This is a genomic window from Variovorax sp. MHTC-1, assembly GCF_003984645.1.
In the GTDB taxonomy this organism is placed as follows: Bacteria; Pseudomonadota; Gammaproteobacteria; order Burkholderiales; family Burkholderiaceae_C; genus Variovorax.
Genome location: NZ_RWKI01000003.1, coordinates 413618 through 436194, shown reverse-complemented (window position 1 = coordinate 436194; position 22577 = coordinate 413618). Strand labels below are relative to the sequence as shown.

Genomic DNA, 22577 nt, shown 5'->3' with positions numbered 1-22577 from the left:
CCACAAGCAGCCTGATTGCTCAAAATCAGCCTTTGAACCGGTTCAAATTCAAAGCTTGTGTTGGATGTCGTCGGCGATCTTTTGGGAGAACGCCTCCACCGACATGGCACCGAGATCAAGATTGCCCCGGGCGCGCACTGCGACGGCACCTGCTTCCTTCTCCTTGTCGCCCACGACGAGGATGTAGGGAAGCTTTTGCAACGAATGCTTCCGTATTTTATACGTAATCTTCTCGTTGTGCAGATCGAGCAAAACTCTAAGCCCTTGATTTTGCAGCGATTTCGCAACCTGAGATGCGTAATCGGCCTGCCCCTCGCTGATATTGAGCACCGCGACCTGTACCGGAGCCAGCCAGGCGGGCAGCGCGCCGGCGTGATGTTCGATCAGCATGCCGATGAACCGCTCGAGGCTGCCGACGATCGCACGATGCAGCATCACGGGATGTGCACGGCCGCTGGACTCGGTGACGTACTCTGCGTCCAGGCGCTCGGCCATGTTGAAGTCCACTTGCATCGTGCCGCACTGCCACTGGCGTCCAATGGCGTCTCGCAGCGTGTATTCGATCTTCGGCCCGTAGAAGGCGCCTTCGCCGGGTGAGATGACGAACTCCACGCCCGATCGGCGCAGTGCCTCCATCAGCGCATGCTCGGCCTTGTCCCAGAGTTCGTCGGAGCCGATGCGGTTGTCGGGCCGCGTCGCGACCTTGTAGAGGATCTCGGTGAAGCCGAAATCGGCATAGACCTTGAGCAATTGCCCCGTGTAGGCCACGCATTCCTCGAGAATCTGGTCTTCGGTGCAGAAGATGTGGCCGTCGTCCTGCGTGAATCCCCGCACCCGCATGATCCCGTGCAAGCCGCCCGAGGGCTCGTTGCGATGGCACTGGCCGAACTCGCCGTAGCGCAACGGCAGGTCGCGGTAGCTGCGCAGATCGGATTTGAAGATCAGCACATGGCCCGGGCAGTTCATCGGCTTGAGCGCGTAGTCGCGCTTTTCCGATTCCGTCGTGAACATGTTCTCGCGGTAGTTCTGCCAGTGGCCCGTTTTCTCCCACAGGCTCTTGTCGAGGATCTGCGGCCCCTTGACTTCCTGGTAGCCGGTGTCGCGGTACACCTTGCGCATGTACTGCTCGACCTGCTGCCAGATCGCCCAGCCCTTGGGATGCCAGAACACCACGCCGGGCGCCACCTCGTCGATGTGGAACAGGTCCAGTTCCTTGCCCAGCCGTCGGTGGTCGCGCTTTTCGGCTTCCTCGATGCGCTGGATGTACTGGTCCAACTGCTTCTTGTCGGCCCAGGCCGTGCCATAGACGCGCTGCAGCTGCTCGTTCTTGGCATCGCCGCGCCAGTACGCGCCGGCCAGCTTCGTGAGCTTGAAGACCTTGAGGAAGCGCGTGTTCGGCACGTGCGGGCCGCGGCACATGTCGACGTATTCCTGGTGGTAGTACAGGCCCATCGCCTTCTCGTCGGGCATGTCTTCCACCAGCCGCAGCTTGTAGTCCTCGCCGCGGGACTTGAACACCTCGATGACCTCGTCGCGCGGCGTCATCTTCTTGACCACGTCGTAGTCCTGCGCAATCAGCTCGCGCATGCGCGCCTCGATCGCTTCCATGTCCTCGGGCGTGAAGGGGCGCTCGTAGGCGATGTCGTAGTAGAAGCCCTCCTCGATCACGGGGCCGATCACCATCCTCGCCGTTGGGTAGAGCTGCTTCACCGCGTGGCCTACCAGGTGGGCCGTCGAGTGCCGGATGATCTCCAGCCCCTCGTCGTCCTTGGGCGTGATGATCTGCAGCTTGGCGTCGCGGTCGATCAGGTCGCTGGCGTCGACCAGCTGGCCGTCAACCTTGCCGGCGACGGTCATCTTGGCAAGGCCGGGGCCGATGGACTTGGCAACGTCGGCCACCGAAACCGGGCCGGGAAACTCGCGGCGCGAGTTGTCGGGGAGCGTGATCTGGATCATGGAAGAAACCTCGGCGAGAAAACAAAAAAGCGCGGTCCGGGACCGCGCTTTGGCTTGATCATGTGCTGGATGCTTCCAGCGTGCGCGGCCTACCGGCCTCTTCCTTCAAGGAAAAGGCCGCTCGTTGCTTGCGGCGTAGTTCGCGGTGTCATAACCAAGGTGCCTTTCTCGCTCTTGTTGCTGCTGAGACGGAGCTGTCGATTCTATCCGCAGCCGAAAAAAATCCCCGCGGATTGCTCGCGCGGGGACAAAACTCAAGCGCCGATGAAGTTCAGTGGAACTGCTCTTCCTCGGTCGAGCCGGTGAGCGCCGTCACGCTCGACTTGCCGCCCTGGATCACGGTCGTCACTTCGTCGAAGTAGCCGGTGCCGACTTCCTGCTGGTGCGACACGAAGGTGTAGCCGCGATCGCGAGCCGCGAACTCGGGCTCCTGAACCTTCTCGACGTATGCGGACATGCCGCGCTTCACGTAGTCCTGCGCCAGGTCGAACATGTTGAACCACATCGAGTGGATGCCGGCCAGCGTGATGAACTGGTACTTGTAGCCCATGGCGCCGAGTTCCTTCTGGAACCTGGCGATGGTCGCGTCGTCGAGGTTCTTCTTCCAGTTGAAGGAGGGCGAGCAGTTGTACGCCAGCATCTTGCCGGGATGCACCTTGTGCACGGCCTCGGCGAACTTGCGCGCGAACTCGAGGTCGGGCGTGCCGGTCTCGCACCACACCAGGTCGGCATAGTGGGCGTAGGCGACGGCGCGCGAGATCGCCTGCTCGATCCCCTTCTTCGTCTTGTAGAAGCCTTCGGCCGTGCGCTCGCCCGTGAGGAAGGGCTTGTCGTTCTCGTCGTAGTCGCTGGTCAGCAGGTCGGCCGCTTCGGCGTCGGTGCGGGCGATCACGAGCGTCGGCGTGCCGCAGACGTCGGCCGCCATACGCGCTGCGATCAGCTTCTGCACCGCTTCGGTGGTCGGCACCAGCACCTTGCCGCCCATGTGGCCGCACTTCTTAACCGAGGCGAGCTGGTCCTCGAAGTGCACGCCGCCGGCGCCGGCCTTGATCATCGCCTTCATCAGCTCGAAACCGTTGAGCACGCCGCCGAAGCCTGCTTCGGCATCGGCCACGATCGGCGCGAAGTAGTCGACATAGTCCTTGTCGCTGGGGTTCGCGCCCTTCGACCACTGGATCTCGTCGGCGCGGCGGAAGGTGTTGTTGATGCGCTCGACCACCGACGGCACGGAGTCGACCGGGTAGAGCGACTGGTCGGGGTACATCGAGGCGTAGCTGTTGTTGTCGGCGGCGACTTGCCAGCCGGACAGGTAGATCGCCTTGACGCCGGCCTTGACCTGCTGCATGGCCTGGCCGCCGGTGAGTGCGCCAAGGCAGTTGACGTAGGGCTCGTTGTTCACGAGATCCCAGAGCTTCTCGGCACCGCGGCGCGCCAGGGTGTATTCGATCGGGAAGGAACCACGCAGGCGCACCACGTCGGCTGCGCTGTAGCCACGCTTGATGCCCTTCCAGCGCGGGTTGGTGGCCCAGTCTTTTTCGAGGGCGGCGATCTGCTGTTCGCGGCTGAGTTGTTCAGTGATGGTTTGGGGCATGGTCACTCCGAGGGTTGATTGAGAGTTGGGCGCTGGGGCCGTGGAATGACTGTACGACAGGCCTCCTACTCTTATGTCTTATAGAAGACATATTTTTTGCCCTTAAAAATCAACCACTTACAGCAAATTTTCTCAATGCGGAACAAACTTTCTTGTATTGAGAAAAAATATTGCAATGCAGCATGCACAAATTTCGCGATGTGCAATGAACTCTTCATTCATGAAATCGAGCGCATGTGCGTCAGCCAGTCGCCGCTCGCGATCACCGGCCTGCCCACGATGCGCTTCGGATGAATCTCATAGACCAGGCACACGAGTTCCTTTGCACCGGCTTGTACTTTCAGTTCCCGCTTGATGTATTCGCCGCTGTCGCCAGGCTTCACTTCCTCGAGCAGATCGAGCTGTGCTTCGAGTGCCGATGTGATGGCATAGATCTCGCCGACCACCCGTGCGGTCCCGCCGAGCACGGCGCCCGGATAGCTGCCCAGGTCGTACAGCGTGCCCGCGATGGAGGCATCGGCCACATGCTCGGGCGCCGGCGAGAAGCGAGCGATGTCATTGCGTCCGCCCGCGCGCAGGGTGCCGTAGACGAACACGTGGCGGGTCGGGCCCGCCGGGCCTGCGGAATGGGGCATCATCGAAATCAATTCTTGCTGCGCAACGCGCCCAGTCTATTGAACACCGCCCTCCCCGCACCCGGCCGCTTCGTGGCCTACGGTTGCCTGGCCCTGAGCATGTCGCTCGTCGGCAGCTACGTCGCACTCTCCAAACCGCTGGTGGTTGCCTTCCCGGTGCTGCTGCTCGCGTGGCTGCGCTTCGGCATAGCGGCGTTGGCGATGCCGCATTGGCTGCGCCGTCCGAGCGATGAGCCGGCGATGACCGCGCGCACGCGCGGCCTGGTCTTTCTCGAGTCCTTCCTCGGCAACTTCCTGTTCTCGATCTGCATGTTGTTCGGCGTGAGCCTGACCAGCGCGGTGTCCGCGGGCGTGATCATGGCGTCGATCCCCGCCGTCGTCGCGCTCACGAGCTGGCTGTTTCTGCGCGAGCGCATCACGATGCGCATCTGGATCGCGATCGCCTGCGCGGCGCTCGGCATCGGCCTGCTCGCGTTCGCGCCGGCACACGCGCAAGCTCATCCAGGCAGCGGCGCGTCGGCATCGATGCCCTGGCTCGGCAACCTGCTGGTCTTCTGCGCCGTGCTCTGCGAGTCCGCGTACGCTGTGATCGGCAAGTCGCTCACCGGCCGGCTCGGCCCCAAGCGCATCTCTTCTCTGATCAACCTTTGGGGCTTCGTGCTCTCGACGCCGCTGGGTATCTGGTTCGCGCTTCGCTTCGATTTCGGCGCGGTGTCGCTCGGCCTCTGGGGCCTCCTGATCGTCTATGCGCTGGCCGCGAGCATCTGGACCGTGTGGCTCTGGATGACCGGCCTCAAAGGCGTGCCGGCCTCGCAGGCCGGCGTGTTCACCGTGATGCTGCCGATCAGCGCGGCCGTCGTCGGCGTGCTCGTTCTGGGCGAGAGTTTGTCGCTGCTGCAGGTCTGCGCGTTCGCGCTTGCGCTGCTCGGCGTGGTGCTCGCCACGTGGCCTTCGCGCCGCCCCTGAGACAGCGTGCGCACCGCTCGGAGGGAAAACGAGCACTTCTCTCCTCTGAAAAAACAACAGCTCCCAATGAAAAAAGCGCTTTTTCCCTTGGAAACGCGTTTCTTCTCCTTTAGCATCCGCAATGCCAGTGGAGACACCGCTTTTCATTGGTGAAAGTGTCCAATCCAAAAAAGGAAATCAACCATGGCAACTGCAAAGAAGGCTCCGGCCAAGAAAGCTCCTGCGAAAAAGGCCGCTCCGGCCAAGAAGGCGGCTCCTGCCAAGAAGGCTGCGGCGAAGAAGGCAGCTCCCGCTAAGAAGGCCGCTCCCGCCAAGAAGGCTCCTGCGAAGAAGGCAGCTCCCGCCAAGAAGCGCACGCCCAACGCCGCGTTCATGAAGGCCCTGACCCCCAGCCCGGCGCTCGCTGCCGTGGTCGGCTCGACGCCACTGCCGCGCACCGCTGTCGTGAGCAAGTTGTGGGACTACATCAAGAAGAACAATCTTCAAGACAAGGCCAACAAGCGCAACATCAACGCCGATGCCAAGCTGAAGGAAATCTTCGGCAAGCCGCAAGTGTCGATGTTCGAGCTCGCCTCCTTGATCGGCAAGCACGTCAAGTGAGCCCCGGAGCGCCATCGGCGCCCCGAGTGAAGAAAGCCGGCGCGAGCCGGCTTTTTTTTGCCCTACACGCGCGGTCGCGCCTGCGCGGCCTGGGTGATCGACGACAGCGTGCCGCGTGTCGTGATCACCTCGGGATCCAGCGGAATTTCGATCAGCGTCCCCGTCTCGGCCGCCAGCGCGCGCAGCAGCGCAGCTTCGAACTGGGCGGTCTCGGTCACGCGTTCGGCCGCATAGCCGTAGGCGCGGGCCAGCGCGCAGAAGTCCGGATTGCGCAAGGCCGTGCCACTGACATTCGCCGGGTACTCGCGCTCCTGGTGCATGCGAATGGTGCCGAACATGCTGTTGTTGAGCAGCACGATGATGCTCTTGCCTCCGTGCTGCGAAGCGGTGGCGAGCTCCTGTCCGTTCATCAGGAAGTCGCCGTCGCCGGCAATGGTGAAGGCGACGCGCCCGGTGGCGATGTTGGCCGCGATGCCGGCGGGCACGCCGTAGCCCATGGCGCCGCTGGTCGGCGCGAGCTGTGTCTTGTGGCCCTTCGCGAGGCCGTGGTAGCGGAAGTAGCGATGCACCCAGCTCGCGAAGTTGCCCGCGCCGTTGGTGATGGCCGCGTCCTGCGGCAGGTGCTGCTGCAGCAGCCGAACCACCGCCGCCATGTCGACCGCGCCGCGCGGCGTCTCGGCCGGCAAGCCCGCGAGGGCCTGGGGCTCGAGGTTCGCGAGGTAGTCCGCGTTGGCCTGCGCCGTCCACGCCTCCCAAGGCAGTTCGGCCGGCGCGCTCAGCACCTCGAGACTGCGCGCGGCCGCGCTCATGCCGGCATTGATGGCCAGGTCGGCTTGGTAGACTCGGTTGAGCTCTTCGGCGCTGGCATGGATGTGCACCAGCGTCTGCCTTGCCTTCGGCGCTTTGAGCAGCGTATAGCCGCCGGTGGTCATCTCGCCGAGGCGCGGGCCGATCACGAGGACCAGGTCGCTCTGCCTCACGCGCTCGGCCAGCTTCGGATTGATCGCGATGCCGACGTCGCCGGCATAGAGCGGATGATGGTTGTCGAAGGTGTCCTGGAAGCGAAAAGCATTGGCGACCGGCAGCCGCCAGTTCTCCGCGAAGCGTTGCAGCGCCTGCGCCGCCTGCACGGTCCAGCCGCCGCCGCCGGCGATCACCAGCGGGCGCTCGGCCTTCATCAGCAGCGCGCGCAATGTACGCAAGGCGCCGGGGTCGCTCCAGGGCTGCACGGCCTCCACGCGCGCCAGCGGCCGCGCCGAGGTCATGATGCGCAGCATATCTTCGGGCAGCACGAGCACCACCGGCCCGGGACGGCCGTTCATCGCCGTGGCGAAGGCGCGCGCGATGTACTCGGGAATGCGGTCGGCATCGTCGATGCGCTCCACGCGCTTGGCGAAGCCCTTGGTGCTGGGGCCGAAGAAGCTGCCGTAGTCGACCTCCTGGAAGGCCTCGCGATCGCGGAAGTCGCTGCCGACGTCGCCCACGAAAAGCACCATCGGCGTCGAATCCTGGAAAGCGTTGTGCACGCCGATCGAGGCATTGGTGGCGCCCGGGCCGCGCGTCACGAAGCAGATGCCCGGTCGACCGCTGAGCTTGCCGTGCGCCTCGGCCATGAAGGCCGCCCCGCCCTCCTGTCGATTGACGATGAAGCGGATGCGTTCGCCATAGGCATGGAAGCCATCGAGCACCGCCAGAAAGCTCTCGCCCGGGACGCCGAAGGCCAGCTCCACGCCTTGCTCGACCAGGCACTCGACGATCAAGTGGCCTGCAGGTTGCGATGAACTCATGGACGTGATGCCTCTGTTGCAATATCGGTGCGCGGATTATCTGCGTGCACCGAAATCCCTTGTCTTAATTCACCAACTGGTTAAATTCCGTTCATGAAAGCCCCACTCCCTGCGTCCGCAGAACCGCGCTCGCGCGACGCGGATCGCTCGCAACTCGCGATCCTGGCCTCGGCGCGGGACGAGTTCGCGCAGCGCGGCCTCGCCGGTGCGCGCATGGACAGCATCGCGGCGCGCGCCGGGCTCAACAAGCGCCTGATCTACTACTACTTCGGCAGCAAGGACGACTTGTTCCTAGCCGTGCTCGAACGCACATATGCCGACATCCGCGAGGCAGAGCAGATGCTCCACCTCGACGAGATCGAGCCGGTCGAAGCGATCCGGCGATTGATCTCCTTCACCTGGCACTACTACCTCGACCACCCCGAGTTCATCACGCTGCTCAACAGCGAAAACCTGCACCGCGCGACCCATCTCAAGCGCTCCGACCGCATCCAGGAAATGAACTCGCCGCTGGTTCAGCTGCTCGACACGGTGCTCGAGCGCGGCCGCAGGGACAACCTCTTCCGCGCCGGCGTCGACCCGGTGCAGCTCTACATTTCCATCGCCTCGCTCTGCTACTTCTATCTCTCGAACAACGACACGCTGTCGGCCGTCTTCGGCCGCGACCTGCGCGCGCCCAAGGCCATGGCGCAGCGGCTGTCGCACATGACCGACCTGGTGCTGGGCTACGTGCTGCGCTGATACGGGTATCTCCTAGGGTTCGGCCGTTGACGGGCCGGCGCATGGCTTTTTAGAATCTCTAATTCACTTTTTGGTGAATTGCACACAAGGAGACTCCCCATGCCCACGACCCGACGCACCGCCCTCATCGCCGCGCTGGCGCTCAGCACCTCGCTCGGCGCTGCGGCGCAAGGCGCCTATCCCAACAAGCCGATCCGCGTGATCGTGCCCTTCGCGGCCGGCAGCACCACCGACATCATTGCGCGCGCCATCGCCGACAAGATGGGAGCCAGCATGGGCCAGACCCTGGTGATCGACAACCGCGGCGGCGCCAGCGGCACCATCGGCCAGCAGGCCGTGGCCACGGCAGCGCCGGACGGCTACACGATCATGATCCACTCGTCCTCGCACACGGTCAGCCCCTCGACCTTCGCCAAGCTGCCCTTCGACACGATGAGCGACTTCGCCGGCGTCACGCCGATCGCCTCGCTGCCGAACGCGCTGGTGATCTCGCCCTCGAAGAACATCAAGACGCTGAAGGACCTGATCGCGGCGGCCAAGGCCAAGCCCGGCAGCATCAACTTCGCGTCGGCCGGCCAAGGCAGCGCCACGCACTTGAACGCGGAGAAGTTCAAGCTGGCCGCCAACATCGATGCCACCAACATCCCGTTCAAGGGCTCGGCCGAAGCCGTGACCGAAGTGCTGGCCGGCCGCGTCGACTATTACTTCTCGCCGATCGCGCCGGTCATCGGACAGATCAAGGACGGCCAACTGCTCGCGCTGGCCGTGGGCTCGCCCAAGCGCGCGGCGGCGCTGCCCGACGTGCCGACCACGACCGAGGCCGGCGTGCCCGGCTCCGAGTTCAATTTCTGGATCGGAATGATGGCGCCCGCCAAGACGCCGCGCGACATCGTGATCCGGCTGCACGACGAGGTCGCGAAGGCGCTCGCCAGCCCGGAGGTCAAGGAACGCTTCCTGAAACTCGGCGCTGACGCCTGGACGCTCAAGCCCGAGCAGTTCGATGCCTACATCAAGGAAGAAATCGCCAGCAACGCCAAGCTCGTGAAGGCCGCAGGCCTCACGCCGACGCAGTAAAGACTCAAGGAAGGAAATACATACATGGCACAGCAACGACTCGGAATCATCATGCACGGCGTCACCGGACGCATGGGCATGAACCAGCACCTGATCCGTTCGATCGTCGCGATCCGCGCCCAGGGCGGCGTCACGCTCTCCAACGGCGACAAGGTCATGCCCGACCCGATCCTCATCGGCCGCAACGCCGAGAAGATCGAGGCGCTGGCCAAGGCGCACGGCATCCAGCGCTGGGGCACCGACCTCGATCGCGCGCTGGAGAACAAGGACGACACGATCTTCTTCGACGCCGGTACTACGCAAATGCGCCCCACCCTGCTGGCCAAGGCGATCCGCGCCGGCAAGCACGTGTACTGCGAGAAGCCGATCGCGACCAACCTCAACGAGGCAGTGGAGATCGCACGCCTGGCGGAAGGCTCGGGCCTCAAGCACGGCGCGGTGCAGGACAAGCTCTTCCTCCCCGGCCTGCGCAAGCTCGACATGCTGCGCCGCGCCGGCTTCTTCGGCCGCATGCTCTCGGTGCGCCTGGAGTTCGGCTACTGGGTGTTCGAGGGTGACCTGCAGCCGATCCAGCGCCCCTCGTGGAACTACCGCAAGGAAGACGGCGGCGGCATGATCCTGGACATGATGTGCCACTGGCGCTATGTGCTCGACAACCTGTTCGGCGAGGTGCAGTCGGTCTCGTGCCTCGGTGCCACGCACATCCCCAAGCGCTGGGACGAGGACGGCAAGCCTTACGAAGCCACCGCCGACGACGCCGCCTACGCCACCTGCGAGCTGCGCGGCCACAGCGGCGAACCGGTGATCGCGCAGCTCAACATGAGCTGGGCCACGCGCGTGCGCCGCGACGACCTCGTGACCTTCCACGTCGACGGCACCGACGGTTCGGCCGTGGCGGGCCTGTCTTCCTGCCGCGCCCAGTCGCGCGTGGCCACGCCGCGCCCGATCTGGAACCCGGACGAGAAGCAGACCATGAACTTCTTCGACCAGTGGCAGGAAATCCCCGATTCGCAGCCCTACGACAACGGATTCAAGATCCAGTGGGAGCACTTCATCCGCCACGTGGTGGAAAACGCGCCCTACAAGTGGACGCTGCCCGAAGGCGCCAAGGGCGTGCAGCTGGTGGAGGCCGCGCTCGAATCCTGGAAGGACCGGCGCTGGATCGACGTGCCGGCGCTGAAGATCTGAGGATCGACCGATGGCTCTCTCCCTGACTCTTCCGACTGCAGCGGGTGCGCTCGCGCCGTACACGCTGCGCGGCACGACGCCGGTCAAGCCGCCTGCGGGCGTCAAGTTCGACCGCATCGCCTACTCGGCCGCGCACGTCGTGGCGGATCCGCTCGCCGCCATCGACCCCTGGCTCGAATGCGCCGTCGACTGGGACGCCACCATTGCCTATCGCCGCCATCTGTGGTCGCTGGGCCTGGGCGTGGCCGAGGCCATGGACACCGCGCAGCGCGGCATGGGCCTGGATTGGCCGACGTCCCTGGAGCTGATCCGCCGCTCGCTCGACGCGGCGAAGGACGTGCCGGGTGCGCTCGTCGCCTCCGGCTGCGGCACCGACCACCTGAGCCTGATCGACGTGAAAAACGTCGACGATGTGATCCACGCCTACGAAGAGCAGATGGAAGCCATCGAGTCGCTCGGCGGCAAGCTGATCGTGATGGCCAGCCGCGCGCTGGCCCATGTCGCCAAGAGCCCGGCCGACTACGAGCGGGTCTACGACCGCATCCTCTCGCAGGCGAAACAGCCGGTGGTGCTGCACTGGCTCGGCGACATGTTCGATCCCGCGCTGGCAGGCTATTGGGGCACCAAGAATGTCGACGCGGCGATGGACACCGCGCTCGCCATCATCGCGGCCCATCCGCACAAGGTGGACGGCATCAAGATCTCGCTGCTCGACAAGGACAAGGAGATCGCGATGCGACGCCGCCTGCCGGCGGGTGTGCGCATGTACACCGGCGACGACTTCAACTACGCCGAGCTGATCGCCGGCGACGGATTCGGCAGCGAGCCCACGCACGGGAAGAGCGATGCGCTGCTGGGCATCTTCGATGCCATCGCGCCGGCGGCGAGCGCCGCGCTGGGCGAACTGGCGCAGGGCAATACCGAGAAGTTCCACGCGATCCTCGGCCCCACGGTGCCGCTGTCGCGCCACATCTTCGCGGCGCCCACGCGCTTCTACAAGACCGGCGTGGTGTTCATGGCCTGGCTCAACGGCCACCAGAAGCACTTCGCGATGGTCGGCGGCCAGCAGAGCACGCGCTCGCTGCCGCACTTCGCCGAGCTGTTCCGGCTTGCAGATGCGGCCAACCTGCTGGAGCAGCCGGAGCTGGCCGTGTCGCGCATGAAAACGCTGCTCGCGATGCACGGCGTCGACGGCTGATCCACACGCCACACGGGGATCGCCACCATGCCATTGCCCGACCGCTTCGAAGACCTCGAACAGCTCGAGGACCTGATGTCGCAACCTTCCGCGGCGCTTATGCAGACGCTGCAGAAGGTGGAGGGCGACATCCTGGTGCTGGGCGTCGGCGGCAAGATGGGCCCCACGCTGGCCCGCATGGCCCAGCGGGCGACGCCGGGCCGCCGCGTGACCGGCGTGGCGCGCTTCTCCGAGCCCGGCCTGCGCGGGCGGCTCGAAGGCCACGGCGTCGAGTGCGTCGAAGCCGACCTGCTCTCGCGCGAGGCGCTGGCGGCCCTGCCCGACGCCCCCAATGTGGTCTTCATGGCCGGGCGCAAGTTCGGTTCCTCCGGCAGCGAATGGCTGACCTGGGCGATGAACGCCCACGTGCCCGCACTGGTGGCGGAGCGTTGGCGCAATTCGCGCATCGTGGCCTTCTCGACCGCCTGCGTGTACCCCTTCGCCGAGGTGCGCGGGCCGGGCGCGCGCGAAGACGTGCCGCCGACGCCGCCGCCCGGCGAGTACGCGAACTCCTGCGTCGCACGCGAACGCATGTTCCAGCACTTCTCGCACCTGCATGGCACCGCGGGGCGGTTGATCCGGCTTTCCTATGCGATCGATATGCGCTACGGCGTGCTGCACGATCTGGCGCAGAAACTCGTCGCGCGCGAGCCGATCGATCTGACGATGGGCCATGCCAACATCATCTGGCAGGGCGAGGCCAACGACTGGACGCTGCGCACGCTGGCGCACTGCGACACGCCGACCTCGCCGCTCAACCTGAGCGGGCCGCCCATCTCGATTCGCGAAGCGGCGCAAGGGCTGGCGCAGCGTCTCGGCGTCGAAGCGATCTTCACCGGCCGCGAGGCCGGCACCGCCTGGCTGATCGACTGCCGCCGCGCCTTCGAGCTCTTCGGGCCGCCGCAGGTCGCACTGGCGCGCATGCTGGACTGGACCGCCGACTGGACGCGCCGTGGAATGACGAGCCTCGGCAAGCCGACCCATTTCGAAGCGCGCGACGGCAAGTACTGACATGCACTACTCGGAAATCCCACCGGCCTCGCTCGCGCTGCTGAAGCGCGGCGCGGTGATTCCCGCGCACCTGCTCGCGCTCGACGCCAACCGCAAAGTCGACGAACGCCGCCAGCGCGCGATGAGCCGCTACTACCTCGATTCCGGCGCCGGCGGCCTGGCCGTCGGCGTGCATTCGACGCAGTTCACGATCCGCGAGGCAGGCCTGTACGAGCCGGTGCTCGAGCTCGCGATGCAGGAAGCGCTGACCTGGGAGCCTCTGGACGGCAATCGCCCGCTCTTCATGATTGCGGGCCTGGCGGGCTCGACCGCGCAAGCCAAGGCTGAAGCCGCGACCGCGTGCACATTGGGCTACCACGCAGGCCTGCTGAGCCTCGCCGCGATGAAGGGCGCGAGCGAAGACGCGCTCATCGATCATTGCCGAGCCATCGCCGATGTGATGCCGCTGGTCGGCTTCTACCTGCAGCCCGCGGTGGGCGGCATCCCTCTGCCCGTCGGCTTCTGGCGCCGCTTCGCCGCGATCGACAACGTGGTGGCGATCAAGATGGCGCCCTTCGACCGCTACCGCACGCTGGACGTGCTGCGCGGCGTGGTCGAGGCCGGCGCCGAGGCGCGCGTCATGCTCTACACCGGCAACGACGACCACATCGTGCTGGACCTGCTCACGCCCTACCGCTTCATGCGCGACGGCAAGGAAGTGGCGGTGCGCATCAAGGGCGGCCTGCTCGGGCACTGGAGCGTGGGCACGCGCCGCGCAGTGCAACTGCTCGCGCGCATCCACGACATCGCTTCGGCCGCATCGGTGCCCACGGAGTTGCTGACGCTCGATGCGCAGGTGACCGATTGCAATGCCGCCCTGTTCGACGTCGCCAACGATTTCCGCGGCTGCATCGCCGGCTGCCACGAGGTGCTCCGGCGCCAGGGCCTGCTGGCCGGCACCTGGTGCCTCGATCCGCTCGAAGGCCTGAGCCCGGGCCAGGCGGCCGAGCTCACGCGCGTGCACGACGCCTACCCCGATCTGCACGACGATGGCTTCGTCGCCGAACATCTGAAGCGCTGGCTGAGTTGAGCCGCTTCGCTTTCAAAGGTTTTCGCATCCCGTTTCCCCAGTTCAACTCATCACCAGGAGACACCATGCAGAAGCGCACCTTGATCCGAAGCATCGCCATTGCCGCGGCACTCGCCGCGATCGGCGGATCCGCCCTGGCCCAGCAGTGGAAGCCCGAGCGGCCCATCACCATCATCGTCCCCTGGGCCGCCGGCGGCTCCACCGACCAGGTGACCCGCGTCACCGCGGCGGAGATCGAGAAGACGCTGGGCCAGAAGGTGGTGATCGTCAACCAGCCCGGCGCCTCGGGCTCGATCGGCAGCAAGAGCGCGCTCGATGCGGCCAAGGACGGCTACACCTGGACCGCCGGCGCGGCGCAGGACCTGGGCTCCTACGAAACGCTGGGCATGCTCAAGACCAAGATCGCCGACTGGCACCTGTTCCTCAACGTCGCCAACGTGCAAGTCATCGGCGTGAACGCCGCCGCACCGTACAAGAGCGCCAAGGACCTGCTGGACGCCATGAAGGCCAAGCCCGGCCAGATCAGCGTGGCCACGGCGGGCGTGACCTCGGCCGGCCACAACGCGATGGAGCTCATCGCGAAGAGCACCGGCGTCAAGTACCGGCACGTAACCTATGACGGCGGCAACCCGGCGGTGGTGGCCACGGTGGCCGGCGAGACCGAGGTAACGACGCAGCTCGCGGTCGAGCAGGCCGACATGATTCGCGGCAAGCGCATCCGGCCGCTGGCCACGGTGAGCGACAAGGCATTGGAGCTGGAGGGCTTCGGCACCATCGAGCCGCTCTCGAAGACGCTGCCCGGCTTCAAGGCGCCGACCAACTATTTCGGCATCTTCATTCCCAAGGGCGTGCCCGACGAGGTGGTGAAGACGGTCGAGAAGATCTGGGTCGACAACATCGCCAAGAGCGAGACGCTGAAGAAATACGCCACCAGCCGCGGCGCACTGTTCGCGCCGCTCTACGGCGCCGAGGCGCAGACGGCCGTGATGCCGGCCATACAGGCCAACGCCTGGCTGTTGTTCGACAGCGGCAAGGCCAAGGTCTCGCCCGAGACGCTCGGCATCGCACGGCCGTGACGACCGCCACCGACACCGACACCGACACCGACACCGCGGCCGGCGCCGAACGCGCGGCAGCGGAGGCCGATGCCGCGGCGCACGCGCGCAAGACCTCGCCGCGCTCGGACCTCCGGCAATCGCTGGGCTGGATCGCGCTCGGCATCGCGACCACCATCGGCTCGCTGCGCATGGATCGGCTCGAGAGGCAGGACATCAACCCCTACACCGTGCCGGGCCTGCTGCCGGGCCTGCTCGGGGTGGTGTTCGTGTTCTTCGGCCTGTTGCTGCTCTACCGTTCCTGGCGTCGCCTGGTCGCTTCGCCGTATGCGCACAGCGCGGTCACCGGAAACGACCGTACGGAGTTCCGGCGGATAGGGACGGTGCTCGCACTGTGCATCGGGTTCGCTGCCGGCCTCGTCGGCCACGGCCTCGCCTTCTGGCTTGCGACCGCCCTATTCGTTACGGTCTCCATCGCCGTCCTGCAATTCGCCGAACGCAGCGCACGCAACCAGCGCCTGCGCGGACTGGCGTTCGCGCTCACCGTCGGCCTGGCGACCGGCGTCGTCATCACCTACGTGTTCCAGGAACTGTTCCTGGTGCATCTGCCCTGAACCGCAGGAGACCGCATGTTCGAAGGTCTGAGAATGCTGGGGGAGTCGTACCTCGGCTTCCTGAACTTCTGGTCCCTTGCCTACGGTCTGGGAGGCGCCCTGCTGGGCATCGTCGTCGGCGTGCTGCCGGGCCTGTCGGCCACGCTCTGCATTGCGCTCCTGACGACGCTCACGATCAAGCTGTCGCCCAACGACGCGATCCTGATCCTGATCTGCGCCTATGTCGGAACCATCTACGGCGGCAGCCGCACCGCCATCCTTCTCAACATCCCGGGTACGGCAGCCAATGCCGCTTCGTGCGCCGACGGCTATGCGCTCGCGCGCAAGGGCGAAGCCGGCCGCGCGATCGGCATCGCGACTTCGGGGGCTTTCACCGGCACGCTCTTCGGCGTGCTGTGCCTCGCCATGTTCACGCCGGCGCTGGCGGAGATCGCGCTGTCCTTCGGCGCTTTCGAGTTCTTCTGGCTCGCGCTCTTCGGTGTCGCGATGTCCGGCAGCATCGTCGGTGAAGACCCGCTCAAGGGCTGGCTCATGGGCTGCCTCGGCCTGCTCGTCGCGCAGATAGGGCAGGAAGGCCTCTACGCCTACGACCGGTTCACCTTCGGCTGGGACGAGCTCTCCGGCGGGATCGCGCTGATCCCCGCGCTCATCGGCGCCTTCGGCTTCGCCGAGGTGTTGACCTCGCTGGCGGAACCGATCGAACGCAAGCTCGTCGCCGTGCGCGATTCCGCGCTGCCTCGCTTCCGGGAGGTCGTCAGATACTGGCGTACCGTGCTGCGCTCCGGCGTCATCGGCGTGGTGACCGGCATCCTGCCGGGCGTCGGGGAGGACTCCGGCGCCTGGATGTCGTACGCCGCCGCCAAGGCAGCGAGCCCTGAGCGCGAGCAGTTCGGCAAGGGCTCGATCGACGGCCTGATGGCAGCGGAGACCGGCGACATGTCGGCCATCCCCGGCGGCATCATCCCGGCACTCGCTTTAGGCATTCCGGGCTCTGCCCCCTCGGCGGTGCTGATGGCCGCCATGATCATCCATGGCATCCAGCCCGGCCCCATGCTCATGATCAGGACGCCGCACTTCATCTACGACGTGGTGGCGATGACGACGCTGGCCACCATCAGCATCCTCTTTTTCGGCTTGTTCCTGGTGCGGCCGCTCCTGCTCGTGCTGCGCGTGAAGCGTTCGGTCCTCATGCCCATCATCTTCGTACTGTGCACGGTCGGCGCGTACGCGATCGCCTCGCGCCTCTTCGACGTCTACGCCATGTTGGCGATCGGCGTCGGAGCGTTCTTCCTGCGCCGTCGCGGCTACGAGATGGCGCCCTTTGTCCTTGGCCTGGTGCTGGGCGACCTGCTGGACAAGAGCCTGCGCCGCGGCCTGGTGCTGTCCGACGGCAGCATCGAGCCCTTCTTCACGCGGCCCATCTGCGCGGCGCTCGCGGCGGTCACCATCCTGACGATGCTGATGTACATCCCGGCGGTGAACGTCCGCCTGCGCCGGGCCTGGGGCGGCGCCAAGCGCTTCGTGTTCCGCCGCAGCGCCTGAGGCCGGACGTCATGAAATTTTCTCTCTGCAACGAGGTCCTGAAGGAGTTGCCTTTCGAGGCCCAATGCCGATCCGCGGCGGCGCTGGGCTACGACGCGCTGGAGGTGGCGCCCTTCACGCTCGCGGCCGACCCGATGGACCTCGGGGATGCAGAGGCGCGCGCCTTCGGCCGCATGGCACGCGACCACGGCATCGAGATCAGCGGACTGCACTGGCTGCTGGTCGCGCCCGCGGGCCTGTCGATCACGAGCGCCGACGCCGCGCTGCGGCAGCGCACCACCGCCGTCATGCAGCGCCTGGTCGAACTCTGCGCGCTATTGGGTGGGCGCTACCTGGTGCACGGCTCGCCCAGGCAGCGCTCCGTGCCGCCGGGCGATACGCATGCCGCGGCGCTCGAACGCGCGCGCGAGTGCCTGGCGGCCGCCGCACGATCCGCGCAGCAATGCGACGTCATCTATTGCATCGAGCCGCTGGCCACGGCCGAGACCGACCTGTTGAACACCGTGGCCCAGGCGGTCGAGCTGGTGCAAGCCATCGCCTCCCCTGCATTCAAGACCATGATCGATTGCAGCGCGGCCGGTCAAGTCGAAGCCGAAGACGTGCCCGCACTGATGCGTCGCTGGATGCCCACCGGCCACATCGCCCACGTGCAGGTGAACGACCCCAATCGCCGCGGGCCGGGGCAAGGCGAGATGCGCTTCGCACCCATCCTCGCGGCGCTGCGCGAGATGCGGCAGGCCGGCCACTACCAGGGCATCGTCGCGGTCGAACCTTTCGACTATGTGCCCGACGGCATGGGCTCGGCCGCGCGCGCCATCGGCTACTTGCGCGGGCTCGAAGAAGCAGCGGGAGTTGGCCATGGTTGAGGCGCCGCGCTTCGTGATCCGCGAGATCGCGCTGTTCGAGCGCCCGGTGGTGCTGCGCCTGCCCTTCCGCTTCGGCGTGGTGACGCTGACCGAATGCCCCCAGGCCTTCGCGCGCGTGCGCATCGAGTTCGCCGACGGGCAGAGTGCCTGGGGGGCCGCCGCCGAATTGATGGCACCCAAGTGGTTCGACAAGGACCTCGCGCTCAGCAACGAGGACAACTTCGACCAGCTGCGCCGCGTCACGGCGCTGGCGCGCGAGGCCTACCTGAGCGAGACCACGCCCGCGAGCGCCTTCGGCCACTTCGCGCGGCACCACGACGCGCACCGCCTGGCAGCCGGGCGGCTCGGCTTTAATCCGCTCCTCGCCAGCTACGGGCCTGCGCTACTCGACCGCGCTGTGCTCGATGCGCTGTGCCGTGCATTGCAGATGTCGTTCTACGCAGCGGTGCGCAGCAATGCCGCGGGCATCGGTCCGGCACGCCCTGAGTTCGACGGGTTGGAGATGGACGCTTTCCTCGCCAGCCTCACGCCGGGCGCGCACATCGAGGCACGCCACACCGTCGGCATGCTCGATGCCATCACAGCGGCCGAGCTGAAGGAGCCGGTGGCCGACGGCCTGCCGGAAACGCTCGAGGACGTGGTGCGCGTATACGGCCACCGCTATTTCAAGCTCAAGGTGGGCGGCGACATCGATGCCGACCTCGCGCGCCTCCGCGCGATCGAAGCCGTGCTGGACCGCATCGGCGATCCCTACTTCGTCTCGCTCGACGGCAACGAGCAATACGCCGACGCGGCCGGCATCGCCGAGCTGATGGCGCGCATGCGCGAGACGCCCGCGCTCGCGCGGCTCTACGCCTCGATCCTGTTCGTCGAGCAGCCGATCGTGCGCAAGCTGGCGCTGGAACGCGACCTTCGCGACCTGCGCAGCGCGAGCATCGGCAAGCCGGTGATCATCGACGAGTCCGACGGCGAGCTCGACAGCTTCGTCCAGGCCCGGGCGCGCGGCTATGCCGGCGTGTCCTCGAAAACCTGCAAGGGCTTCTACAAGTCGCTGCTCAATGCGGCGCGCTGCGCGGCATGGAACGCCGAGCCCTCGCAGATCCGCTACTTCATGTCGGCCGAGGACCTGACGACGCAGGCCGGCCTGGCCGTGCAGCAGGACCTGGCCCTGGTCAACCTGCTGGGCATCACGCACGTGGAGCGCAATGGCCACCACTACGTCAACGGCATGGCCGCGCTGCCGGATGAAGAGCAACAAGCTTTTCTCGACGCGCACGGCGACCTCTACGAGCGCTCGCACGGCGCGGCGCGCCTCTGCATCGCGAATGGCCGCATCGCCCTCGCCTCCCTGGACTGTCCCGGTTTCGCGAGCGCGGCCATGCCCGACTTCGACGCCATGACGGCGCTCGCCATCTGATCCCTCACCAACCCTATGCTTCCAACTTTCCCCATGCGCGATTTCTCTCACGACCACGAGTGGCTCTCCATCAATACCGCCACCGTGCGCAAGCAACGCGGCGCCGAAGTGGCGCTCGACCGCATCATCGACCAGTGCGCCGCACGCGGCATCCGTGCCATCAGCCCCTGGCGCGACCAGGTCGCCGCCGCCGGCATCGACAAGATCGCGAAGCAGCTCAAGGCGCACGGCATCGGCCTGTCGGGCTACTGCCGCGGCGGCTTCTTCCCGGCGCCCGATGCGGCCGGTCTCGCAGCCGCGCTGGACGACAACCGCCGCGCCATCGACGAAGCGAAGATGCTGGACGCGCCTTGCCTCGTGCTGGTGGTCGGCGCCCTGCCCGGCGCGCTCGAGGGCAAGGCCCTCTACAAGGACCTGTCTCGCGCGCGCGCCGAAGTGCACGACGGCATCGCCGCCTCGCTCGACTACGCGCGCGAGGTCGGCATGCCGCTCGCCATCGAGCCGCTGCATCCGATGCAGGCCGCCGACCGCGCCTGCATCAACACGCTCGAGCACGCCCTGGACCTGTGCGACGAACTCGATCCGCAGCGCTCGGGCATGCTCGGCGTCGCGCTCGACATCTACCACGTGTGGTGGGACCCGAAGCTCGAACAGCAGATCGCGCGCGCCGGCAAAGAGCGCCTGCTCGCCTACCACGTCTGCGACTGGCTCACGCCCACGCGCGACCTGCTGAGCGACCGCGGGATGATGGGCGACGGCGTGGTCGAGCTCAAGAAGATCCGCGGCTGGGTCGAGGCCGCCGGCTTCGATGGCTTCAGCGAAGTCGAGATCTTCTCCGCGCTCGACTGGTGGCAGCGCCCGGGCGAGGAAGTGCTCGACACCTGCATCGAGCGCCACCGCAGCACGGTTTAGGGCCTGTGAACAGGCCGTGCTGCACGCACCAGCCGGCTGTGCTGCAATCCGCCGCATGGCTGCACCCACCCTCGACGACCTGCGCCGCTATGCCGTGGCGCGCACCCTCTTCAAGGCCACGACCCTCCCGCGCGCGATCCGGCGCCTCGGCTTCGTGCAGGCCGACCCGATCCGCGCGCCGGCACGCGCGCAAGACCTCACGCTGCGCCATCGCGTCGAAGACTACCGTGCGGGCGACCTCGAAAGCCGGTACGCCAGGCTGGCGATCGACGAAGACTGCCTCGTCAACTACGGCTTCCTGCCGCGCGAGCACCTGGCCCTGATGCATCCGCGCGAGGCCAAGCGCGCGTGGGACGCCGAGACCCGCCGCAAGGCGGCCGAGGTGCTGGCCTTCGTGCGCGAGCACGGGCAAGTGCATCCGCGCCAGGTCGAACAGCATTTCGCCCACGGACGCGTGAAGAACTACTGGGGCGGCTCGAGCAACGCCACCACGCACCTGCTCGACGGCATGCACTACCGCGGCATGCTGCGCGTGGCGCGGCGCGACAGCGGAACCCGCGTGTACGAAGCGGCGGCCCATGCGCCCGGCGACGACAGCCCCACCGGCCGGGCACAGCGCGCCGCCGCGCTGATCGATCTCGTGGTGCGCAAGTACGCGCCGCTGCCGGCCGCGAGCCTCACCTACCTCGTTCGCCTGCTCGGCTACGGCGCCCCGCACCTGTCGGCTCACACCCAGGCCGCCTTGCGCGAAGCGCGCGAAGCGCTCGCCAGCTGCCGCATCGACGGCACCACCTGGTACTGGCCGGCCGACGAGAACCCGGCCTCGCGCCGGCACGCCCCCGACGAGGCGGTGCGCCTGCTCGCGCCCTTCGATCCGGTGGTGTGGGACCGCCGCCGCTTCGTGCTGCTGTGGGGCTGGACATACAAGTTCGAGGCCTACACGCCGCCTGAGAAACGCCAGCTCGGCTACTACGCGCTGCCCCTGCTGCGGCACGACCGCGTGATCGGCTGGGCCAATGTCGCGGCGCGCGAAGGCCGGCTGCAACCGTCCTTCGGCTACGCCGGCGCGAAGCCGCGCGACGCAGCCTTTCGCGCGGCTCTCGACGACGAACTGCAGCGCATGACCGAATTCCTGGCCCGGAGGCCAGCGCTCAATCCTCGACGGCCAGCTTGAGCCGCATGAGCGCCTGATCCCACTGCTGCGCGATGGCATCGAGCGAGCGCCGGCCTTCTTCCAGCCGCGCCCGCTCCAGCTCCCAGAGCCGTTCGCGCCCGATCTTCACGTCATGCACCAGGCCCGCGCCAGCCAGCACCTGCAAGTGCTTGGTGACGGCCTGCCGCGTGATCTCGGTGCCGGCGGTGAGCTGCGCGATCGACATCGCGCCGCCGGCACACAGCACGGTCACCAGGCGCAGGCGCGTCTCGTCGCCCAGCGCAGCGAAGATCGAAGCAGAGTTCTTCAGCGCCGGCTTCTTCAGCGACGAGCGCTTCGCGGGCGCGCTAGGGCGTGGCGACATGTTTCTCGATGTTTTTCATCTGCTCGTCCCAGCCGCCGCTGTTCATGCGGAAGGCCTCCAGCCGGCGTTCCGGCGGGATCTTGTCGAAGCCGGATTCGACCAGCGTGAGCAAGGTGCCGTCCTCGACTTCGGTCAGCTCGAACTCGACCAGCGTGGTGGGCTCATGGGAATAGTCGACGGCAGGATCGATCGCCGCCGGATGCCAGCGCAGGGCCAGCAGGCGCTCCGGCTCGATGCGCTCGACCAGCACATCGAAGACCAGATGCTCGTAGCCCGGATAGGTGATGTTCCCGCGCGCGTGCTGGCCGGCGGCAAAGACCTGCCCCTTCAGCGCCACGCCGAACCAGCCGCCGAACTCCTCGGCGTTCGACAGCGCGCGCCAGACCCGCGAGCGCGGGGCCTTGAGAAGAATCTTTCTTTCGATACGGTCCGTGGATGCGTTCATATGCAACCTCCTGGCTGCATATTAGGCAATGCCAACGCCAAACGCAACCATTTCATTGCATTTCCGGCGAAGGCCCCGCGCCGCGCGAGGTCTGGCGCACGCGCGACAACATGCCCGCCGCGCCGCTCCTAGAATCGCCGGGCCGCCGCACGAAAGCGCGTCGGCAAAGCGTTCTCAGGGCGGGGTGGAATTCCCCACCGGCGGTGATGGCGACACGTTCGCACGAGCCCGCGAGCGCCTGCGGCGCGTCATGCGCCGCAGGGTCAGCAGACCTGGTGAGATCCCGGGGCCGACGGTTCAGGGCTTCTGACGAAGTCCCACAGTCCGGATGAAAGAGAGCGCGACCCCGTTGCC

General features: G+C 66.6%; 21 protein-coding genes and 1 riboswitch. Of the genes, 15 read left to right on the top strand and 6 right to left on the bottom strand.

Annotation, left to right across the window (positions count from 1 at the left end):
• Window positions 1-48: 48 nt before the first annotated feature.
• From thrS to EJI01_RS07890, 3 genes are all read right to left on the bottom strand, one after another.
• Complete coding sequence (gene thrS, locus EJI01_RS07900; RefSeq protein WP_126836543.1) at window positions 49-1956, bottom strand: threonine--tRNA ligase; 1908 nt, start codon at window positions 1954-1956, stop codon at window positions 49-51.
• Between the two features lie 271 nt (window positions 1957-2227).
• A complete protein-coding gene (gene aceA / locus EJI01_RS07895; RefSeq protein WP_126836542.1) occupies window positions 2228-3547 on the bottom strand; it encodes an isocitrate lyase in 1320 nt (439 codons plus the stop codon).
• A gap of 218 nt (window positions 3548-3765) precedes the next feature.
• The gene (locus EJI01_RS07890) at window positions 3766-4182 is read right to left on the bottom strand and encodes a gamma-glutamylcyclotransferase (protein ID WP_126836594.1); all 417 of its coding nucleotides are present in this window, start codon (window positions 4180-4182) and stop codon (window positions 3766-3768) included.
• A gap of 39 nt (window positions 4183-4221) precedes the next feature.
• Between EJI01_RS07890 and EJI01_RS07885 the strand changes: the two genes are divergently transcribed.
• Both EJI01_RS07885 and EJI01_RS07880 read left to right on the top strand, forming a co-directional pair.
• Complete coding sequence (locus EJI01_RS07885) at window positions 4222-5148, top strand: DMT family transporter (RefSeq protein ID WP_126836541.1); 927 nt, start codon at window positions 4222-4224, stop codon at window positions 5146-5148.
• A 183-nt stretch (window positions 5149-5331) separates the two neighbouring features.
• Window positions 5332-5748, top strand: coding sequence for an SWIB/MDM2 domain-containing protein (locus EJI01_RS07880; protein ID WP_126836540.1), 417 nt, complete (start codon window positions 5332-5334; stop codon window positions 5746-5748).
• A 62-nt stretch (window positions 5749-5810) separates the two neighbouring features.
• Here the strand turns inward: EJI01_RS07880 and EJI01_RS07875 are convergent, their stop codons facing one another.
• Window positions 5811-7535 (bottom strand): thiamine pyrophosphate-binding protein, encoded by a 1725-nt coding sequence (locus tag EJI01_RS07875; protein ID WP_126836539.1) that lies wholly within the window; start codon window positions 7533-7535, stop codon window positions 5811-5813.
• A 93-nt stretch (window positions 7536-7628) separates the two neighbouring features.
• Here EJI01_RS07875 and EJI01_RS07870 point away from each other — a divergent pair, with 93 nt between their 5' ends.
• The 13 genes from EJI01_RS07870 (at window position 7629) to EJI01_RS07810 (ending at window position 21435) form a co-directional block, all read left to right on the top strand.
• Complete coding sequence (locus tag EJI01_RS07870; RefSeq protein ID WP_126836538.1) at window positions 7629-8276, top strand: TetR/AcrR family transcriptional regulator; 648 nt, start codon at window positions 7629-7631, stop codon at window positions 8274-8276.
• A gap of 99 nt (window positions 8277-8375) precedes the next feature.
• Window positions 8376-9350, top strand: a complete 975-nt coding sequence (locus EJI01_RS07865) for a Bug family tripartite tricarboxylate transporter substrate binding protein (RefSeq protein ID WP_126836537.1) — start codon at window positions 8376-8378, stop codon at window positions 9348-9350.
• 24 nt (window positions 9351-9374) lie between these two features.
• Window positions 9375-10538 (top strand): Gfo/Idh/MocA family protein, encoded by a 1164-nt coding sequence (locus EJI01_RS07860; RefSeq protein WP_126836536.1) that lies wholly within the window; start codon window positions 9375-9377, stop codon window positions 10536-10538.
• A gap of 10 nt (window positions 10539-10548) precedes the next feature.
• Window positions 10549-11736, top strand: coding sequence for a dihydrodipicolinate synthase family protein (locus EJI01_RS07855; protein ID WP_126836535.1), 1188 nt, complete (start codon window positions 10549-10551; stop codon window positions 11734-11736).
• A gap of 27 nt (window positions 11737-11763) precedes the next feature.
• Window positions 11764-12786 (top strand): NAD-dependent epimerase/dehydratase family protein, encoded by a 1023-nt coding sequence (locus EJI01_RS07850; RefSeq protein WP_126836534.1) that lies wholly within the window; start codon window positions 11764-11766, stop codon window positions 12784-12786.
• Window position 12787: 1 nt separating this feature from the next.
• Window positions 12788-13855 carry a dihydrodipicolinate synthase family protein gene (locus tag EJI01_RS07845; protein ID WP_126836533.1) on the top strand — a complete coding sequence of 356 codons (1068 nt, stop codon included), beginning with the start codon at window positions 12788-12790 and terminating at the stop codon, window positions 13853-13855.
• Window positions 13856-13920: 65 nt separating this feature from the next.
• Window positions 13921-14931 carry a Bug family tripartite tricarboxylate transporter substrate binding protein gene (locus tag EJI01_RS07840; RefSeq protein WP_126836532.1) on the top strand — a complete coding sequence of 337 codons (1011 nt, stop codon included), beginning with the start codon at window positions 13921-13923 and terminating at the stop codon, window positions 14929-14931.
• Complete coding sequence (locus EJI01_RS07835) at window positions 14928-15524, top strand: tripartite tricarboxylate transporter TctB family protein (RefSeq protein ID WP_126836531.1); 597 nt, start codon at window positions 14928-14930, stop codon at window positions 15522-15524. The genes EJI01_RS07840 and EJI01_RS07835 overlap by 4 nt, the downstream gene beginning before the upstream one ends.
• A 15-nt stretch (window positions 15525-15539) precedes the next feature.
• Window positions 15540-17066, top strand: a complete 1527-nt coding sequence (locus EJI01_RS07830; protein ID WP_126836530.1) for a tripartite tricarboxylate transporter permease — start codon at window positions 15540-15542, stop codon at window positions 17064-17066.
• A gap of 11 nt (window positions 17067-17077) precedes the next feature.
• A complete protein-coding gene (locus tag EJI01_RS07825; RefSeq protein ID WP_126836529.1) occupies window positions 17078-17932 on the top strand; it encodes a sugar phosphate isomerase/epimerase family protein in 855 nt (284 codons plus the stop codon).
• Window positions 17925-19349, top strand: coding sequence for an enolase C-terminal domain-like protein (locus EJI01_RS07820; RefSeq protein WP_126836528.1), 1425 nt, complete (start codon window positions 17925-17927; stop codon window positions 19347-19349). Before EJI01_RS07825 ends, EJI01_RS07820 begins: the two co-directional genes overlap by 8 nt.
• A 33-nt stretch (window positions 19350-19382) precedes the next feature.
• A complete protein-coding gene (locus EJI01_RS07815; protein ID WP_126836527.1) occupies window positions 19383-20261 on the top strand; it encodes a sugar phosphate isomerase/epimerase family protein in 879 nt (292 codons plus the stop codon).
• Between the two features lie 55 nt (window positions 20262-20316).
• Window positions 20317-21435 carry a DNA glycosylase AlkZ-like family protein gene (locus tag EJI01_RS07810; protein ID WP_126836526.1) on the top strand — a complete coding sequence of 373 codons (1119 nt, stop codon included), beginning with the start codon at window positions 20317-20319 and terminating at the stop codon, window positions 21433-21435.
• Here the strand turns inward: EJI01_RS07810 and EJI01_RS07805 are convergent.
• Together EJI01_RS07805 and EJI01_RS07800 are read right to left on the bottom strand one after the other, a co-directional pair.
• A complete protein-coding gene (locus EJI01_RS07805) occupies window positions 21413-21778 on the bottom strand; it encodes an ArsR/SmtB family transcription factor (RefSeq protein ID WP_126836525.1) in 366 nt (121 codons plus the stop codon). The two genes, EJI01_RS07810 and EJI01_RS07805, sit on opposite strands and share 23 nt — an antisense overlap.
• The gene (locus EJI01_RS07800) at window positions 21762-22223 is read right to left on the bottom strand and encodes an SRPBCC family protein (RefSeq protein WP_126836524.1); all 462 of its coding nucleotides are present in this window, start codon (window positions 22221-22223) and stop codon (window positions 21762-21764) included. The genes EJI01_RS07805 and EJI01_RS07800 overlap by 17 nt, the downstream gene beginning before the upstream one ends.
• Before the next feature lie 166 nt (window positions 22224-22389).
• Window positions 22390-22567, top strand: a riboswitch (FMN riboswitch).
• Window positions 22568-22577 lie beyond the last annotated feature (10 nt).

Bases quoted from the DNA above. Each gene is read 5' to 3' on its own strand.
- thrS (WP_126836543.1), bottom strand. From the start codon at position 1,956: ATGATCCAGATCACGCTCCCCGACAACTCGCGCCGCGAGTTTCCCGGC.
- aceA (WP_126836542.1), bottom strand. From the start codon at position 3,547: ATGCCCCAAACCATCACTGAACAACTCAGCCGCGAACAGCAGATCGCC.
- EJI01_RS07890 (WP_126836594.1), bottom strand. From the start codon at position 4,182: ATGCCCCATTCCGCAGGCCCGGCGGGCCCGACCCGCCACGTGTTCGTC.
- EJI01_RS07880 (WP_126836540.1), top strand. From the start codon at position 5,332: ATGGCAACTGCAAAGAAGGCTCCGGCCAAGAAAGCTCCTGCGAAAAAG.
- EJI01_RS07875 (WP_126836539.1), bottom strand. From the start codon at position 7,535: ATGAGTTCATCGCAACCTGCAGGCCACTTGATCGTCGAGTGCCTGGTC.
- EJI01_RS07870 (WP_126836538.1), top strand. From the start codon at position 7,629: ATGAAAGCCCCACTCCCTGCGTCCGCAGAACCGCGCTCGCGCGACGCG.
- EJI01_RS07865 (WP_126836537.1), top strand. From the start codon at position 8,376: ATGCCCACGACCCGACGCACCGCCCTCATCGCCGCGCTGGCGCTCAGC.
- EJI01_RS07860 (WP_126836536.1), top strand. From the start codon at position 9,375: ATGGCACAGCAACGACTCGGAATCATCATGCACGGCGTCACCGGACGC.
- EJI01_RS07855 (WP_126836535.1), top strand. From the start codon at position 10,549: ATGGCTCTCTCCCTGACTCTTCCGACTGCAGCGGGTGCGCTCGCGCCG.
- EJI01_RS07850 (WP_126836534.1), top strand. From the start codon at position 11,764: ATGCCATTGCCCGACCGCTTCGAAGACCTCGAACAGCTCGAGGACCTG.
- EJI01_RS07845 (WP_126836533.1), top strand. From the start codon at position 12,788: ATGCACTACTCGGAAATCCCACCGGCCTCGCTCGCGCTGCTGAAGCGC.
- EJI01_RS07840 (WP_126836532.1), top strand. From the start codon at position 13,921: ATGCAGAAGCGCACCTTGATCCGAAGCATCGCCATTGCCGCGGCACTC.
- EJI01_RS07830 (WP_126836530.1), top strand. From the start codon at position 15,540: ATGTTCGAAGGTCTGAGAATGCTGGGGGAGTCGTACCTCGGCTTCCTG.
- EJI01_RS07825 (WP_126836529.1), top strand. From the start codon at position 17,078: ATGAAATTTTCTCTCTGCAACGAGGTCCTGAAGGAGTTGCCTTTCGAG.
- EJI01_RS07820 (WP_126836528.1), top strand. From the start codon at position 17,925: ATGGTTGAGGCGCCGCGCTTCGTGATCCGCGAGATCGCGCTGTTCGAG.
- EJI01_RS07815 (WP_126836527.1), top strand. From the start codon at position 19,383: ATGCGCGATTTCTCTCACGACCACGAGTGGCTCTCCATCAATACCGCC.
- EJI01_RS07810 (WP_126836526.1), top strand. From the start codon at position 20,317: ATGGCTGCACCCACCCTCGACGACCTGCGCCGCTATGCCGTGGCGCGC.
- EJI01_RS07805 (WP_126836525.1), bottom strand. From the start codon at position 21,778: ATGTCGCCACGCCCTAGCGCGCCCGCGAAGCGCTCGTCGCTGAAGAAG.
- EJI01_RS07800 (WP_126836524.1), bottom strand. From the start codon at position 22,223: ATGAACGCATCCACGGACCGTATCGAAAGAAAGATTCTTCTCAAGGCC.